This window comes from Microbacterium sp. CCH5-D1 (assembly GCF_001557335.1).
Classification (GTDB): Bacteria; Actinomycetota; Actinomycetes; order Actinomycetales; family Microbacteriaceae; genus Microbacterium; species Microbacterium oxydans.
The window spans coordinates 17,735-33,429 of the sequence record NZ_LSJW01000295.1; the positions used below are offsets into that span (position 1 = coordinate 17,735).

The following is a 15,695-nucleotide window of genomic DNA, read 5'->3' on the forward strand; positions in this document are numbered from 1 at the left end:
CCACCCGAGCCGTTCACCACCGTCCCGGGGGTGCTCGGTTCTGCTGTGACGCGGCGGGCGGGGCTGTCCCTGCGCCCTGGCATCGCGTTCGGTGAGTCTGTGGGGTACGGCTGGTGACCGCGCCGGGACTGTCGCATCGCCGCGCCATCATTGTCGGCGCCGGGCAGGCGGGCCTGGCGGTCGCCGCGGGGCTGATCGCTCGCGGTCTGCGCCCGCAGCAGGATTTCGTGGTCATCGATGCGGCGCCGCGCGGACAGCGCAGTTGGGCGTCCCGGTGGCATTCGATGGAGCTGCTGAGTCCGGCGCGGCACAGCACGCTGCCGGGACTGCCGCTGCCTGGCGATCCCCGACGGCGCCCGCGAGCCGATGAGATCCTCGAGTATCTGGACTCGGTGGAGGCCGCGCTGGGGGTCACCCCGGTGTGGTCAATCCGGGCCTTGGGGCTCGAGCGGCGCGGCGACGGGATGGCGTTGACGCTGTCCACGACAGCGGGCGAGGTGCAGACCCGCAACGTGGTGTGTGCGACGGGCGCGTCCGCGCGCCCGCGCGTCCCCGAATGGGTCACCCGGATGCGGGTTCCCGGAGTGCGGATCCACAGCAGCGACTACCACTACCCGAAGCAGGTCCCGGCGGGCAACGTGCTGGTCGTGGGCGGCGGCAATAGCGGCGTCCAGATCGCGCGTGAGCTCGCACCCTCGCACACCGTCACTCTGTCCACGCGCACCCCGCGACGTCACCGTCCAGCGATGCGGTATCCCGCCGCCGCCGGCACCTCCACGTCGTGGACGTCGGGGGCGCAGGTGCCCGAACCCGTCTTCGGGAACAGGGATGAGCAGCTCCGGCAGGCCGGGGTGAAGCTGGTGCCGGCCGTGATGGATGTGCAGGACCCGTCGACGGTGGTGCTGGCTGACGGCGAGCAGGTGCGGGGAATCGATTCGGTGATCCTCGCGACCGGGTACCGGGCGGGTGACGAATGGCTGCCCGAGGTGGTGCGAACCGAACCCTCCCGCCGCACCCTCACCTCAATGCCGGGCCTGTTCGTGGCGGGGATCCCCGCGTACAGTCGGCGGCGAGCCGACACGCTGGCCGGAGTGGGGCGTGACGCGGCCGCGATCGCTCGACAGATCGTGGACCGGCCGTGAACCGCGGCGGACACCAGCGGCGGCCGCGGGCTTGGTGGCGGCGGTCCCGTCCGGAGCATCCGCGGAGTGACCAGCGCGACGAGGTCGCCGACGCGGCTCGGCGGTACCGTCGGCAGCGCCGCTTCGTGCGTCTCGGGCAGGTTCTCATGTTGGCCGGTGTGGTGGTCGCGGTGGCGCACTGGTTGATGCACCTGGAGATCTTCGGCCCGGGGCAACCGGAAGGGTGGGTGGATCTGGCCGCGGGGTACCCGATGGGTGCGCTGCTACTCCTGGTGGGAGCGGTCATCGCGGGACGGAAACCGGCATGACACGCCTCCGCGATTCCGGCGCGCTCCGCGTTCTCCCCCCACTCCCCCGGACCCGTCGGCAGGATCAGGGACGGGAGCGGGCACCACTGCTGCCGTTGTGGGCGGCGCTGCCGGCAGCGGCCGTGGCCGGGATCCTCATGGACCTCGCCTACCCGGAGGTGGGCTGGTGGCCGGCCGCGTTCCTGGCAGCCGGGGTGCTGCTGGTCGCCGCGATCGGCCGCAGCGTGGCCGGTTCCCTCGCGGTCGGGCTGGTGTTTGGGCTGGTGTTCTTCTCCCTGGTGGTGTCGTGGACGTCCCGGTACCTGGGGCCGGTGCCGTGGGCGGCGCTGACGGTGGTCGAGGGGGCACTGACCGCGGTGTGGGTGATCCCGCTGACGTTGGCGTACCGGTGGGTTCCCCGGCTTGTTCCTCCGGGGACGGTGCGTCTGGTGCTGCTTCCCGGTGTGGTGGCCGCGCTGTGGACGGGCAGGGAGGTGATGCTCGGGGCGTGGCCGTACGGCGGGTTCCCGTGGGCGCGTCTGGGGATGACGCAGTCAGAGTCTCCCGCCGCGGCGGTCGCGTCGTGGGTGGGGGTGAGCGGGTTGAGCTTCGTGATGGTGTTTGCCGTTGCGGTCAGCATCGAGTGGGCACGCACCCGCGCCTGGCGATACCCGCCGCGCACACTGGTTCCTGCCGCGACGATCGGCGTCCTGCTGCTCACGCCGGCGTTCCCGACGACCCCGGCCGGGACGATGCGGGTCGGCGCCGTGCAGGGCAACGGCCCCTCCGGGTATTTCGATCAACGCGGCCCGTGGTCGATCGCGTCGGCGCAGGGTGACGCGTCGGCCGCGCTGGCGGGCACCGATCTGGATCTGCTGGTCTGGCCGGAGGGGTTGGACGACGACCCGTTCGACAGTGACTACCTCGCCGCCTACCTGACCGGGGTCAGTGAGCGGGCGGGGGCGCCGCTGCTGGCGAACGCCGCTACCAGGGTCGACGGGAAGTTCTACAACACGTCGTTCCTGTGGGACCCGACGCTCAGCTCGACCCCGCCCAGGGACCAGCTGCAGACACACGCGAAACGCAACCCGGTGCCGTTCGGCGAGTACGTTCCCGATCGGGACTTCTACATGATGTTGGCCCCGGATCTGGTGGGGCTGATCCAGCGGGAGTATGCGCACGGGACCAACCCGCCGGTCGTGTCGGTGGGCGGCACCAGAGTCGGGCTGGCGATCTGCTTCGACGTCATCTATGACCAGGTGATCTCCGAGAGCATCAGTGCCGGTGCGGAGCTGTTGGTGTTCCAGACCAACAACGCCGATTTCCGTGGCACGGATGAGAATCTGCAGCAGCTCGCGTTCGCGCGAATGCGGGCGATCGAGACCGGCCGGTCCGTCGTGAACGTGTCGACCGTCGGGACGAGCCAGATCATCCGTCCCGACGGGTCCACGATGGCCTCGCTACCCGCCGATGAGCCGGGCGTGATGGCCGAGGCCGTCGAACTGCGCACCGGCGTCACCCCGGGGGCTGTCGCGGGCGGATTCATCTCCACCGTGACGGTGTGGAACGGGCTGATTCTTCTCACTCTCGCCGGTGTGCTGGTGCTCCGGCAGGACCGGCGCCGCGGCGACCGGCCTGCCGGAGGGGCGGGTTAGAGCGTCGCGAGCAGGTCGGTGCAGGCCTGCTCGCAGCGGCGGCAGGCCTCGGCGCAGACCCGGCAGTGCTCGTGCATGTCGGCGTGCGCGTCGCACTCGGCCGCACATGCGGTGCAGGCGGCGCGGAGGGCCTCCAGGGTGGCGCGGAGGATGGTCGTGTCGGGAGTGGTGCGACGGGAGAGGATCCGTGCGGTGGCGTCGCACAGGTCGGCGCAGTCCTGGTTGATGCGGATGCAGGTGGTGAGCTCGGCGACCATCTCTTCGCTGAGACAGGCGTCCGCGCACGCGGTGCAGGCCTGCCCGCACTCCAGGCATGCGTCGATGCAGGCCAGCAGAGCGTCTCGTGCCGGTCCGTCGAGCGGGCGCGGGTGGGTGTCGATCATCTGGGCGGTGACAGTCATGGTTCCTCCGGGGTCGTGGGAGGCGCCACGCTACCTGGGGCGCTGCACGGGCCGCGACCCCCTTCGTTTACGGTGCGGGGGTATGGTACGGGCATTAGGCTGGGAGGGATGATCAGCCTGTCCGCGCTGCGTACCCGGCTGCCGCGTTCGACGCGGTGGCTGCTCCTGGTGTGCTTCGCGGCCGCGATCATCGTCGGGCTGATGGGCATGCACACCCTGGCCTCCTCCCACGCGCCGGCGATGTCGTCGACGGCGGAGATGACCGGCGCCACCGTTCCCGAGGGTCATCACGGCGCAGCCACTGCCCCGGTGGACGACGCGGGGCACGGGTGTGTGACGTGCAGCCCGGAGGGCGGTCACGACGCGCTGATGGTGATGTGCGTGCTGGCGCTGCTGGCGACGGTGCTGCTCCTCCTGCTCCCTCGGCTGATCCGCGGGACACCGCAGGAACGGGCCACATGGTGGCCGGTGATGTTCGTAGCGCGGCCGGCTCCGAGCCGCCCGCCTTCACTGCGGGAGTTGTCGATCAGTCGGACGTGAACGCGCCGGACCCCGCCGTCCGGTGGGGTTTGTTGCCGTGCCCGTTCGCGGGCGTTCACGTACACCCAAGAGAAGGACTGATTGATGATGATGAAGAAGAAGCTCCGCACCGCAGCACTCGTCGCCGTTCCGCTGGCGACGGCCCTGTTCCTCGCTGGGTGCGCCGGCAGCGGCGACTCGATGCCGGGCATGGATCACGGCGGCGGGTCCTCGTCGGCGCCATCGGAGTCCGCAGAGGCGGACTTCAACATGGCCGATTCGATGTTCGCGATGATGATGATCCCCCACCACCAGCAGGCGGTGGAGATGAGCGACATGATCCTCGCCAAGAGCGACGTCGACCAGCAGGTGCTGGATCTGGCGCAGCAGATCAAGGATGCGCAGCAGCCGGAGATCGACACGATGCAGGGCTGGCTCGATGACTGGGGCATGTCCGCCGACGATATGGACATGGGCGACATGGACCACGGCGGCGGGATGATGTCCGAGGAGGACATGGCGCAGCTGGAGGCCGCGACCGGCGCCGACGCTGCCCGGATGTTCCTCGAGCAGATGATCGAGCACCACAAGGGCGCGATCGAGATGGCCGAGACCGAGCTGGCCGACGGGAAGAACCCGGACGCGAAGGAACTGGCCCAGGCGGTGGTGGACACGCAGTCCGCGGAGATCACCACCATGGAAGATCTGCTCGCTCAGCTCTGAGGCACCCCGGTGGGGCGTCACCGATGGTGGCGCCCCACCCTGATCGTGGAGGGTGCATATGCGCGTCCGTTTCAAGGCGGCGGCCGTGATCGCCGCCGTCATGTCCGTGCCTGTCGTGTTGGCGGGGTGCGCGAGCACGCCCGCGTCGACAGGGGAAGAACACACCGCGTTGTCCACGCATGTGCACGCGGTGGTCGTGGACCCGGAGACGGGGCAGCTGCTGCTGGGCACCCACGAGGGCATCTACGAGGTGTCCGAATCGGGTGAGCTCGGCGGCCGGGTCAGTACCGCCGACTTCGACGCGATGGGGTTGACGGCGACGTCGCAGGGCCTGATCGCGTCCGGGCACCCGGGCCCGCAGACCCCCGAAGAGTGGGGAGCACCGAATCTGGGAGTGATCCGCAGTGTCGACGGCGGCGCGAACTGGGAACCCGTCGCGTTCACCGGGGAGAAAGACTTCCATGCGCTCACCGCGGGCGCCGATGACACCGTGTACGGGTTGGCGACCGACGACACCGACCTGTTGCGCAGCGTCGATGCCGGCGCCACCTGGACTCCGACGGGCGCGCAGGTGCCGGCGGTGAGTTTGACCGCGGATGCCAGCGGCCGGGTGGTCGCGGCGACCGCGGACGGGGTGACCGTGAGCACGGACCGGGGGGCGTCGTTCTCGGCGTGGCCGGATGCGCCGCTGCTGTACACGCTGGGAGCGTCCCCGGATCGGAAGCGGCTGGTCGGGGTCGGCACCGATGACCGGATCTGGGTGCTCGGGTCCGGGGAGGACCAGTGGCGGGAGGCCGGCACGGTGCACGAGCAGGCGCAGGCGGTGGGGATCGACGCGGACGGCCGGGTCGTCGTGGTCGACGCCAGCGGCATCACCGTGCTGCCCCAGTAGCGGGGGCCGCACGGCGGCTGCGGTGACGGGTGGAGGTGCCTACGGGAGTCGAACCCGTCTGGGCGGCTTTGCAGGCCGCTGCCTCGCCGCTCGGCCAAGGCACCAGGTTCCGCCCCGACGTGGGGCGGGGGGATGCCGGACGGGTCGTCCGTCTGGTCCGGGTTAGGACCGGACCAGACGGGCGATCGCGTCGCTGGCTTCCTTGATCTTTTGCTCGGCCTGGTCGCCGTCCATCCGTGCTGCGTCGATCACACAGTGCTTGAGGTGATCGTCGAGCAGCCCGATCGCGACGGCCTGCAGGGCGCTGGTGAGAGCGCTGATCTGGGTGAGGATGTCGATGCAGTACTTCTCGTCATCGACCATCTTCGAGATCCCGCGCGCCTGACCCTCGATGCGCTTGAGCCGGTTCAGGTACTTGTCTTTGTCGGTGATGTACCCGTGAGTGGTGTGCGTCGTGTCGACGGTGGGTGTGGACATGGCCGGTTCCTTCGGTCAGCGGTCGAGGACCGCGCGGGTGCTCGCTTCGGGTGTGAGGTCGATTCGGCGCAGCAGCTGCGCGTTCAGGGCGACCACGACGGTGGACAGCGACATCAGGATCGCACCGACCGACATGGGAAGCACGAACCCGATCGGGGCCAGCACGCCGGCGGCGAGCGGCACGGAGATCAGGTTGTAGCCTGCAGCCCACCACAGATTCTGCTTCATCTTCCCGTACGCCGCGCGGGAGAGCTGGATCACCGACAGCACCGACCGGGGGTCGGAGCTGGCGAGGATTACCCCGGCGGAGGCGATGGCGACGTCCGTGCCGGCGCCGATGGCGATGCCGACGTCGGCCTGCGCGAGGGCGGGGGCGTCGTTGACGCCGTCTCCGACCATGGCGACCTTGCGGCCTTCCTTCTGCAGCTCGGCGACCTTGCTGGACTTGTCCTCGGGGCGCACGTGCGCGAACACCCGGTCGATGCCCAGCTCGCTGCCGACGGCGTTCGCGACGGCTTCGGCGTCGCCGGTGATCATGACCACCTGCACGCCGAGCTTGTGCAGCGCCTCGACGGCTTCGCGGGACTCGGGACGGATCTCGTCGGCGAGCTTGAGCCCACCGATGACTTTCCCGTCACGGGTGACGTGCAGGATGATTGCGCCCTCACCACGCCAGCTGTCAGCCTGGTCGACCTCACGGGCGCCGACCTCCTCGAGCAGGCGGGGGCCGCCGACGCGGATCTCCGCACCGTCGACGGTGGCGGTGACGCCCACCGCCGGTGAGGAGCTGAACCCGGTCGCCTTGGGCAGGGTGAGGTTCTTCTCCTGCGCGGCACGGACGATGGCCTTGGCGAGCGGGTGCTCACTGTCGGCCTCGGCCGCCGCGGCGATCGCAAGCACCTGGTCAGCGTCCAGGTCACCGATCGGCTCCACCGCCGAGACGGTGGGCTCACCCTTGGTGAGGGTGCCGGTCTTATCGAACAGGACGGTGTCGACGGTGCGCATGCTCTCCAGCGCGAGCCGGTCCTTGACCAGCACCCCGCCGCGGGCGGCGCGCTCGGTGGCGATGGAGACCACCAGCGGGATCGCCAGGCCCAGCGCGTGGGGGCAGGCGATGACCAGGACGGTGATGGTGCGGATCACGGCTTCGTCGGGGTTGCCGACGAGGGTCCACACCACCGCGGTGATGGCGGCGGCGATCAGTGCGAACCAGAACAGCAGGGCCGCGGCACGGTCCGCGATCCGCTGCGCACGGGAGGAGGAGTTCTGCGCCTCGGTGACCAGCCGCTGGATGCCGGCGAGGGTGGTCTCGTCGCCGGTGGCGGTGACCTCCACGCGCAGCCCGGAGTCGGTGGCGACGGTGCCGGCGGTGACCGGGTCGCCGGTGCCGCGGGCGACCGGGCGGGATTCGCCGGTGACCATGGACTCGTCCATGTCGGCGCGGCCGTCGACGATCTTCCCGTCGGCGGGGACGCTGCCGCCGGGGCGGACCACGACGACATCCCCGACGGCCAGGTCGGCGGGTGAGACCTTGACGATCTGGTCTCCTTCGACTCGCTCGGCCTCATCGGGCAGCAGCGCGGCCAGGGTGTCGAGGGCGGAGCTGGTCTGGGCGAGGGAGCGCATCTCGATCCAGTGACCGAGCAGCATGATCACGATCAGCAGCGCCAGCTCCCACCAGAACTCGAGCTCGTGGTGCAGCAGCCCCAGCGTGGCGCCCCAGGACGCGAAGAACGCGACCGTGATCGCCAGGCCGATCAGCAGCATCATCCCGGGCTTGCGCGAGCGCAGCTCGCTGACCGCGCCGGTCAGGAACGGCCACCCGCCCCACACGTACATGACGGTGCCGAGCACCGGGGCGATGAACCGGGCCCAGCCGGGGACCTCGTAGCCGAGGATCATCGCGAACATCGGGGAGAACGCCACCACGGGGACGGCGATGATCAGGTTGATCCAGAACAGCCGCCGGAACTGGCCGACGTGGTCGCCGTGCCCGGCGTGCCCGCCATGGCCTCCGCCGTGGCCGGAGTGGTCCATCTGGCCGCCGGCGTGCTGGCCGTGGCTGGGCTGCACGTCGTGCCCGGTGTGGGTGTCGTGCTGCGTGGGCGGCTCCGGGGTGTGGTCGCCGTGCTCGCCGGTGGCGGTGGCGGCCTTGCCGGTGGGGTGGTTGGTGTGGTGTGCGTGCGGGTCGGTCATCAGTTCACTTCCCTGTGCCTAGCGGTTATTTCGAGTCTGCCGTGCCGGTCCCGGTGGAGGCGAGGGCCTCCGCGTCGGGGCCGGTCGGGGTGTGCAGCTTGGGCATCCAGCCGAAGACGGCGGGGGCGGCGTCCAAGCCGAGGACACCGACGGGGACCGGGCCGTGCTGGCGGATGACCACCAGCGGCTCGGAGCTGTCGATGCGGGTGTCGGTGCGGGTGTCGGTCAGTCCGGCGCCGGCGATCATCGCGCCGTGGACTGTGGCGGTGAACGGGGCGCGAGGCTGGTAGCTGCCGGGCTGCTCCCCCGCGCCGAGATCGGCGAGCAGGGTGCGGGCGGCGTGCTCGCCCTGCGCGGCCGCGTCGGACCAGTGATCGATCCGCCACGCCCCGAGGGCGGGGTCATCGTGCACGGCGACGCCGCCGGCGGCGTAGACGTGCGCGGCCGCGGTGCGCAGGCTCTCGTCGACCGGCACGGGTCCGTCCCACGGGGATGGTGCGGTGGGGGTGGTGCCGTGGGCGATGAGGAGGAGGTCGGCGGGCAGGGCGGTGCCGTCGTCGAGGGTCAGCTCGAGCCGGTCACCGCTCTCCTGTACCCCGGTGAGAGTGCGGCCGAACGCGGTGTCCAGATTCGCGTGGTGGGCGTCGTTGAGGCGTTCCGCGAGCTCGGCGCCGAATACCCGGACGCCCGGGGTGGTGTCGCGGGTGAGGAGGGTGACCTGGTGGCCGCGTTCGCGCAGCAGTGTCGCGGTCTCCGCGGCGACCAGCCCGGCCCCGGAGATCACGACCTGTGCGGGCCGCCCGAGCCCGGCGATCAGGTCGCGGACGGTGATCGCGTCTTCCAGGGAATGCAGCGTGGTGATCCGAGCTGTTCCCGTGGTGGCACCGGGGATGGTGTCCTCCAGGAGCCGCGGGGTGCTGCCGGTGGCGAGGATGAGGGCGTCGTAGTGCTCGACGCGGCCGGACGCGAACCGGACGGTCTTGTTCTCCGGGTCCACGTCCACCGCTGTGTCCGCCTCGGCGGCGACACCGGGGATGGCGGCTTGCTCGGGGGTGAGCAGCCCCACGGCGACGCCCTTGTTGACCAGGGTGCGGTTGTAGGGGGTTTCGCCGGTGCGCCCGATCAGGGTGACGGTCACCGTGTCCGTGCCCGCGAGGACGCGGGCGGCGGCTGTGCCGGCGGCGCCGGCACCCAGGATGAGGATCTTCTGGGGTGACATGTCGTTCCTTGAGAGGGTCTGTGGGGCCCGGATGTTCCGGGCCCCCGAGGGTGGTGTCAGGCGGCCTTGACGTACTTTTCGGGGTCGGCGTCGAAGAGCGGACCGCACGCGGCGCAGCAGAACCAGTACCGCTCGCCTTCGTAGTCCCGGTACAGGCCCTGGGCCTCGGCGACGCTCTTGCTGACGGTGCTGCCGGGCATCACGGGACAGACGACGACGTCGTTCGCGTCGGCGGGGGCCTCGTGGTGGTGGTCGTGGTCGTGGCTCATGGCGGGTGTTCTTTCTGTCGGTTGTCGACGGCCGAGCGGCCGTCGGTCCGGCACGGTGTGCGCCTGGGACTCCCCTAGCGTATACCCCGTATGGGTATCACAACAGGCGGGTGCCGCCTGCTATTCCCGTCCGGGTCGACCTCATTGGCGGTAGGCGAGGACGGTCATCATGCCGGCCTCGCCGTGGTAGATGTTGTGGCAGTGGGCCATCCACCGTCCGGGGTTGTCGGCGTCGAACTCCAGCTCGAGCGTTTGCTTGGGGAGCACGATGGAGGTGTCTTTGCGGGGGCCGCCGCCGGTGTGCTGGTAGGTGTGCCCGTGCAGGTGGAACGGGTGCCACATGTCGGTGTCGTTGGTGACGGTCAGCCGCACGCGTTCGCCCGCGGTGAGCGGGTGTGCGTCGCGGAGTGGGTCGTGCATGTCGAACTGGCGGCCGTTGAAGCCCCAGTCGTAGTCGGCCATGCTGCCGGTGAGGGTCAGCGCGATGGTGCGGTCGGCGTCACGCCGGTCGAGGGTGACCGCGGCGGTCGCGGCCAGCCGCTCGGCGGTCGCGACCTGGGCGCCCTCCCCCAGCTCGGTGATCTGCACGTCCGCGGCCGGCGCCTGCCCGCCGCCGGTGCGGACGAGCGCGAAGCCGCGTTCGCGTTTGCCTTCGGCTTCGGCGATGAGCGGGAACACTCCGTCGCCGAGGGTGACGAGCACGTCGTAGCGTTCACCCATCCCCAGCAGGACGCTGTCGACCTCGACCGGGTCGACGGGGTACCCGTCGGTGTGGGTGACGGTGAGCCTGTGTCCGCCGAGCGCGACCCGGAATGCGGTGTCTCCACCGGCGTTGATCAGGCGGATCCGGACCCGGGATCCGGGGGTGCCGGTGAACTGGGCGGGGTCGGCGGCGGGTTTGCCGTTGATCAGGTAGTGCGGGTAGTAGACGTCGCCGGCGTCACCGCCGAGCAGGTCGGAGGTCGCGCCCATCAGCATGTTGCCCATCCGCATGAACATGTCACCGTGGCCGCCCATCTCCCCCATCCCCTGCCGCAGCTGCTCGAGCACCTCGTCGGGGGTGGCGGTGACGCCGTCGAGCCAGTCGTCGAGGATGATGACCCATTCGTCGTCGTAGCGGAGCGGTTCGTTGGGGTCCTCGACGATGAGCGCGCCGTACAGTCCGGTGTCCAGCTGGGCGCCGACGTGCGGGTGGAACCAGTGGGTGCCCGGATCGGGGGCGGTGAACTCGTACCGGAAGGAGTCGCCGGCGGCGATGGGCTGCTGGGTGAGCGGGGGGACACCGTCCATGTCGTTGCGCAGCGCGAGCCCGTGCCAGTGCACGGAAGTGTCGAAGGGGAGATCGTTGCGCAGCGTCGCCTGCAGGGTGTCCCCGGCACGTACCCGCAGGACCGGTCCGGGCACCGACCCGTAGGAGAACGTCGCCGCGGCGGTGCCGGCGAGGTCGATGGTGGTGGCCGCGGCGGTGAGCGCCGCGGTGGTGACCCGTCCGGTGCCGCGCCGGTCCCGTTCGGCGCGGTCCACGGCGGCACCGGTGGGGGTCACCCATGCCGGGGTCGGGGTGCAGGCGGCGAGGGCCACGGCGGCGACGGCGCCGGTGCTGAGGGAGAGGAACCCGCGGCGGGTGAGCTGGCGGCGGGGACGAGGAGCGGGGGTGGTCATCGGCGCGTGGTCTCTTTCTGGTGGGCGGCCGCCGCGCGGCGGGCGGGCTGGTCGGTCAGGAGCAGGCGGGTGAGGATGGCGGTGATGCTCAGCGCCACAACAGCCCCACCAAGCAGGGTCGCCGCGCCCGGCAGGGTGAGCACGGGCACGAGGAGCCCGGCGAACACGGTGGGTAGCGACATGGCCAGGTAGGAGATCGTGTAGATCACGGCCATAACGGTGGCGCGCTGGCCGGGGTCGACGTGTGGGAGCAGGGTGCGCATGGCCCCCATGAACGCGGTCCCGAATCCGGCGCCGACGATGGCGACGCTGGCGAGGTATCCGGTGAGGCTGTGCCCGTGCAGGGTGAGCAGGCTGAACAGGGTGCCCAATCCGAGGCTGACGCTGCCGAACAGGGTGATGCGTCGCGGGCTGGAGCGGTGCAGCAGCACCGCGGCTGCGACACCGGCGGTAGCGAGGATCACGATGGACGCCGCTTCCTGAGTGCGGGTGTCGGCGGTGAACTGGGTGGCGACGATCCCGGTGCCCAGGGCCAGGAACATGCCGTTGGTGACCCACCCGGAGATGACCGCCGGGACGACGGACAGGATCACTCGCCGGGTGCGCGGCGGCAGCGGAACACGACGCGCACGGCCCCGGTCGTGGCGGGCGGGGGCGGCGTCGGGGATGCTCCACGCGGTCGCGGCGAGCACGACGAACGCGGCGGCGAGCACGAGGAAGATGGTGCCCGCGTCGATGCCGTCCAGGTCCAGCAGCACCGCGGCGGTGAGCGCGCCGAGTGCGAGCCCGGCCATGGGGGCGGCGGTGTTGGCCAGCGCGGCGGCTCCCGGCCGGCGGGGTGGTTCGAAGTCGACCATCATCGCGTTTAGCGCCGGGACGAGCAGCCCCGCGGCGAGGCCTTGGAGGGCCCGGGCGGTGAGCAGGGCGGGCAGCGAGTCGGCGGCCCAGAACAGCAGCAGGCTGACGGTGAGCAGCACCGCCCCGACGCTGAGGACGCGGCGTCGTCCGATCCGGTCGGAGAGGGAGCCGAGGGTGAGCAGGGCGATCAGCAGCGGGAGGGCATAAATCGCGAAGATCAGGGTGGTCGCGACCGGTGCCAGCTGCAGCCGCTGGGTGAGCTGCGGGTAGAACGGTGAGGGGGCGGAGGCTGCGGCCATCAGCAGCACGGTGCCAGTGATGGCCAGACAGAAGCCGCCGCGGGCGCGGGTCGCGAGTGCTGCGGCGGTCATAGGAGTCCTCCTGGGCGAGCGGCGACGGGGCGCGGCTGGCATGTCTGTGTGCGGTGTCCGCTGCGCTGCGAAGAGGGGTGGGGGTTAGGGCTGGATCAGCCGGGCGATGGCCGCGGAGGTGGCGGCGAGGGAGGTCTCGTCGGTGAGGGTCCCGGTGGTGTTTGCGTGGCGGAGGTGGTCGTCGAGGAGGCTGAGTGCTACGCCTTCCAGTGCGCGTTTGCTGGCGGAGATCTGGGTGAGGGTGTCGATGCAGGGGCGTTCCTGCTCGATCATGCGGGTGATTCCGCGGAGCTGTCCCTCGAGGCGGCGGAGCCGGTTGCGGTAGGTGCGCGGGTCGGTGATGTAGCCGTCCGCGGCGGGTGTGGGGATGGTCATGGTCGGGTGTCCGTGTCCCGGGCCCACACGGTGGGTGTGGGCCCGGGAGTGAGGATCAGGCCATGGCGGCGGCGTGCTTGGCCGGGTCCGCGTCGAACGCGGGACCGCAGCCGGCGCAGCAGAAGTAGTACCGCTCGCCCTCGTAGTCGCGGAACAGGCCGGCGGCCTCGGCGGTGGCCTTGTTGACGGGGGTGCCGGTCATGACCGGGCAGGTCGTCATGTCAGCGCCGGTGGTGCCGTCGAGGAGGTTCTCGCGTCCGCCGGGGGCGGGGGCGCTGGTGCTGCAACAGCTGGACATGGGTGGTGTTCCTTCCGATGTGGGTGATGGGTGCGCTGGCGGGTGGGCCCGGTCAGCGCGCGATGCTCTTGAATCCGCGCAGACGCAGGCTGTTGCCGACGACGAACACGCTGGACAGGGCCATGGCGGCCCCGGCGAGCATCGGGTTGAGGAGGCCGAGAGCGGCGACTGGGATCGCAGCCGTGTTGTAGGCGAAGGCCCAGAACAGGTTGGTCTTGATCGTGCCCAGGGTCTTGCGGGACAGGCGGATCGCGTCGGCTGCGCTGCGCAGGTCGCCGCGGACCAGGGTGATGTCGGATGCTTCGATCGCGACGTCGGTGCCGGTGCCCATCGCAAGTCCCAGGTCGGCCTGCGCGAGCGCGGGGGCGTCGTTGACGCCGTCTCCGACCATCGCGACGACCTTGCCCTCGCCCTGCAGGCGGGTGACGACGTCGACCTTGTCTTTGGGCATGACCTCGGCGATGACCTGGTCGATGCCGACCTCGGCGGCGATCTGGCGGGCGACCGCCTCGTTGTCGCCGGTGAGCAGCACCGGGGTCAGGCCCAGCGCCTTGAGCTGGGCGATGGCTTCCTTGCTTGTCGGCTTGACGGTGTCGGCGACGACGAGGATGCCGCGGGCGGCACCGTCCCATCCGACGGCGACGACGGTCTTGCCCTCGCTCTCGGCCTGTGCCTTCGCGGCGGCGACCTCGGCGCTCAGGCGCAGCGACCACTCGGCCAGCAGTGACTCCCGGCCCACGAGCAGCGCGTGCCCGTCGACGACGCCCTGGACGCCCTTGCCTTCGAGGTTGGTGAACCCTTCCACGGCCGGCAGGGTGCTGCCGGTTTCCTGGGTGGCGCCCTTGGCGATCGCCTGCGCGATGGGGTGCTCGGAGGCGTCCTCCAGCGCACCGGCGAGGCGGAGCAGCTCGTCCCGGTCCACGCCGGGCTCGGTGACCACGTCGACCAGGGTCATTTTGCCGGTGGTGACGGTGCCGGTCTTGTCCAGCACCACGGTGTCGACCTTGCGGGTGGACTCCAGCACCTCCGGGCCCTTGATCAGGATGCCCATCTGCGCGCCGCGGCCGGTGCCGACCAGCAGCGCGGTCGGGGTTGCAAGGCCCAGGGCGCAAGGGCAGGCGATCACGAGGACGGCCACGGCGGCGGTGAATGCGGCGGAGATCGGGAAGCCCGCCCCCCACCAGGCGCCGAGCGCGATGACCGCGATGAGGATCGCGATCGGTACGAACACGCCGGAGATCTTGTCGGCCAGGCGCTGCACCTCGGCCTTGCCGGTCTGGGCGTCCTCGACGAGCTTGGCCATCTGGGCCAGCTGCGTGTCGGAGCCGACCCGGGTGGCGCGGATGACCAGGCGTCCGCCCGCGTTCACGGTGGCGCCGGTGACCGGGTCACCCTCGCCGACCTCGACCGGGACGGATTCGCCGGTGAGCATGGACGCGTCGACGGCGGAGGTGCCGGAGACGACGACCCCGTCGGTGGCGATCTTCTCGCCCGGGCGGACGACGAATTCGTCCCCGACCTGCAGCTCGTCGACGGAGATCTTCGTCTCCACGCCGCCCCGCAGGACCGCGACCTCCTTCGCGCCGAGCTCGAGCAGCGCGCGCAGCGCGGCCCCGGCCTGCCGCTTGGACCGCTTCTCGAAGTAGCGGCCGGCGAGGATGAACATCGTCACTCCGGCGGCGACCTCGAGGTAGATGTTCGCCGCACCGTCGGAGGGGGCGAGGGTCAGCTCGAACGGGTGCGTCATGCCGGGGACGCCGGCGGTGCCGAAGAACAGGGCGTACAGCGACCACAGGAACGCGGCGGTGGTGCCCATCGAGATGAGCGTGTCCATCGTCGCCGCGCCGTGGCGGAGGTTCGCCCAGGCGGCCTTGTGGAACGGGAACGCCGCCCACACGATCACCGGCGCGGCCAGCGCGAGGGACGCCCACTGCCAGTAGGTGAACTGCAGCGCGGGGACCATCGCCATAGCGATGACCGGGACGCTGAGGATGATCGAGACGATCAGCCGGTTGCGCAGGCTGGTCAGCTCCGGGTCGGCGTCGTCCGCGTCCCCGCCCTGGGTGGTGTCGTTCTTGGTCTTCTTCGGGGCCGGGAGTGCGGCGCTGTAGCCGGTCTTCTCGACCTCGGCGATCAGCAAGGCCGGGTCGTACCCGGCGGGCACGGTGACCTTCGCCTTCTCGGTGGCGTAGTTCACCGTCGCGGCGACGCCGTCGAGCTTGTTCAGCTTCTTCTCGATCCGCATCGCGCAGGAGGCGCAGGTCATCCCGCCGATCTGGAGTTCGACTGCGGAGTCCGCGGTCGAGCCTGCGGGGGCTGTGGTGCTCATGGTGTTCCTTCTTCTCTCAGAT

At 70.8% G+C, this 15,695-nt stretch carries 16 protein-coding genes and 1 tRNA gene; 6 read left to right on the top strand and 11 right to left on the bottom strand.

Annotation, left to right across the window (positions count from 1 at the left end; genetic code table 11):
* Positions 1–113: 113 nt before the first annotated feature.
* The 3 genes from AX744_RS17615 to lnt are packed head-to-tail and all read left to right on the top strand — an operon-like array spanning position 114 to position 3,084.
* Positions 114–1,142, top strand: a complete 1,029-nt coding sequence (locus tag AX744_RS17615; RefSeq protein WP_061018355.1) for a flavin-containing monooxygenase — start codon at positions 114–116, stop codon at positions 1,140–1,142.
* Complete coding sequence (locus tag AX744_RS17620; protein WP_231728850.1) at positions 1,139–1,450, top strand: hypothetical protein; 312 nt, start codon at positions 1,139–1,141, stop codon at positions 1,448–1,450. The genes AX744_RS17615 and AX744_RS17620 overlap by 4 nt, the downstream gene beginning before the upstream one ends.
* Positions 1,447–3,084, top strand: a complete 1,638-nt coding sequence (gene lnt / locus AX744_RS17625; RefSeq protein ID WP_082738576.1) for an apolipoprotein N-acyltransferase — start codon at positions 1,447–1,449, stop codon at positions 3,082–3,084. Before AX744_RS17620 ends, lnt begins: the two co-directional genes overlap by 4 nt.
* On the opposite strand, the gene AX744_RS17630 is transcribed toward lnt, so the two are convergent.
* Positions 3,081–3,485: a four-helix bundle copper-binding protein gene (locus AX744_RS17630; RefSeq protein WP_061018357.1), complete on the bottom strand. Its 405-nt coding sequence runs from the start codon at positions 3,483–3,485 to the stop codon at positions 3,081–3,083. The two genes, lnt and AX744_RS17630, sit on opposite strands and share 4 nt — an antisense overlap.
* Positions 3,486–3,593: 108 nt before the next feature.
* Between AX744_RS17630 and AX744_RS17635 the strand changes: the two genes are divergently transcribed.
* The 3 genes from AX744_RS17635 (at position 3,594) to AX744_RS17645 (ending at position 5,619) form a co-directional block, all read left to right on the top strand.
* Positions 3,594–4,025 (top strand): DUF6153 family protein, encoded by a 432-nt coding sequence (locus AX744_RS17635; RefSeq protein ID WP_061018360.1) that lies wholly within the window; start codon positions 3,594–3,596, stop codon positions 4,023–4,025.
* Between the two features lie 87 nt (positions 4,026–4,112).
* Positions 4,113–4,727, top strand: coding sequence for a DUF305 domain-containing protein (locus tag AX744_RS17640; RefSeq protein ID WP_061018432.1), 615 nt, complete (start codon positions 4,113–4,115; stop codon positions 4,725–4,727).
* Between the two features lie 58 nt (positions 4,728–4,785).
* Positions 4,786–5,619 carry a F510_1955 family glycosylhydrolase gene (locus AX744_RS17645; protein WP_061018362.1) on the top strand — a complete coding sequence of 278 codons (834 nt, stop codon included), beginning with the start codon at positions 4,786–4,788 and terminating at the stop codon, positions 5,617–5,619.
* Between the two features lie 30 nt (positions 5,620–5,649).
* On the opposite strand, the gene AX744_RS17650 is transcribed toward AX744_RS17645, so the two are convergent.
* The 10 genes from AX744_RS17650 to AX744_RS17695 form a co-directional block, all read right to left on the bottom strand.
* A tRNA-Cys gene (locus AX744_RS17650) sits at positions 5,650–5,723 on the bottom strand.
* Positions 5,724–5,781: 58 nt separating this feature from the next.
* Positions 5,782–6,096 carry a metal-sensitive transcriptional regulator gene (locus tag AX744_RS17655; protein WP_061018364.1) on the bottom strand — a complete coding sequence of 105 codons (315 nt, stop codon included), beginning with the start codon at positions 6,094–6,096 and terminating at the stop codon, positions 5,782–5,784.
* A gap of 15 nt (positions 6,097–6,111) precedes the next feature.
* A complete protein-coding gene (locus tag AX744_RS17660) occupies positions 6,112–8,292 on the bottom strand; it encodes a heavy metal translocating P-type ATPase (protein ID WP_061018366.1) in 2,181 nt (726 codons plus the stop codon).
* A gap of 25 nt (positions 8,293–8,317) precedes the next feature.
* Entirely contained in the window at positions 8,318–9,511 is a 1,194-nt protein-coding gene (locus AX744_RS17665) for an FAD-dependent oxidoreductase (protein ID WP_082738577.1), read from the bottom strand.
* 56 nt (positions 9,512–9,567) lie between these two features.
* On the bottom strand, positions 9,568–9,780 hold the full coding sequence (locus tag AX744_RS17670) for a YHS domain-containing protein (RefSeq protein ID WP_061018368.1): 213 nt from the start codon (positions 9,778–9,780) through the stop codon (positions 9,568–9,570).
* Between the two features lie 141 nt (positions 9,781–9,921).
* Positions 9,922–11,442 carry a multicopper oxidase family protein gene (locus tag AX744_RS17675; protein ID WP_061018370.1) on the bottom strand — a complete coding sequence of 507 codons (1,521 nt, stop codon included), beginning with the start codon at positions 11,440–11,442 and terminating at the stop codon, positions 9,922–9,924.
* Positions 11,439–12,671 carry an MFS transporter gene (locus AX744_RS17680; protein WP_061018372.1) on the bottom strand — a complete coding sequence of 411 codons (1,233 nt, stop codon included), beginning with the start codon at positions 12,669–12,671 and terminating at the stop codon, positions 11,439–11,441. Before AX744_RS17680 ends, AX744_RS17675 begins: the two co-directional genes overlap by 4 nt.
* A gap of 84 nt (positions 12,672–12,755) precedes the next feature.
* Positions 12,756–13,046 carry a metal-sensitive transcriptional regulator gene (locus AX744_RS17685; protein WP_061018374.1) on the bottom strand — a complete coding sequence of 97 codons (291 nt, stop codon included), beginning with the start codon at positions 13,044–13,046 and terminating at the stop codon, positions 12,756–12,758.
* A gap of 55 nt (positions 13,047–13,101) precedes the next feature.
* Positions 13,102–13,344 carry a YHS domain-containing protein gene (locus AX744_RS17690; protein ID WP_061018376.1) on the bottom strand — a complete coding sequence of 81 codons (243 nt, stop codon included), beginning with the start codon at positions 13,342–13,344 and terminating at the stop codon, positions 13,102–13,104.
* Positions 13,345–13,396: 52 nt separating this feature from the next.
* A complete protein-coding gene (locus tag AX744_RS17695; RefSeq protein WP_061018378.1) occupies positions 13,397–15,673 on the bottom strand; it encodes a heavy metal translocating P-type ATPase in 2,277 nt (758 codons plus the stop codon).
* Positions 15,674–15,695 lie beyond the last annotated feature (22 nt).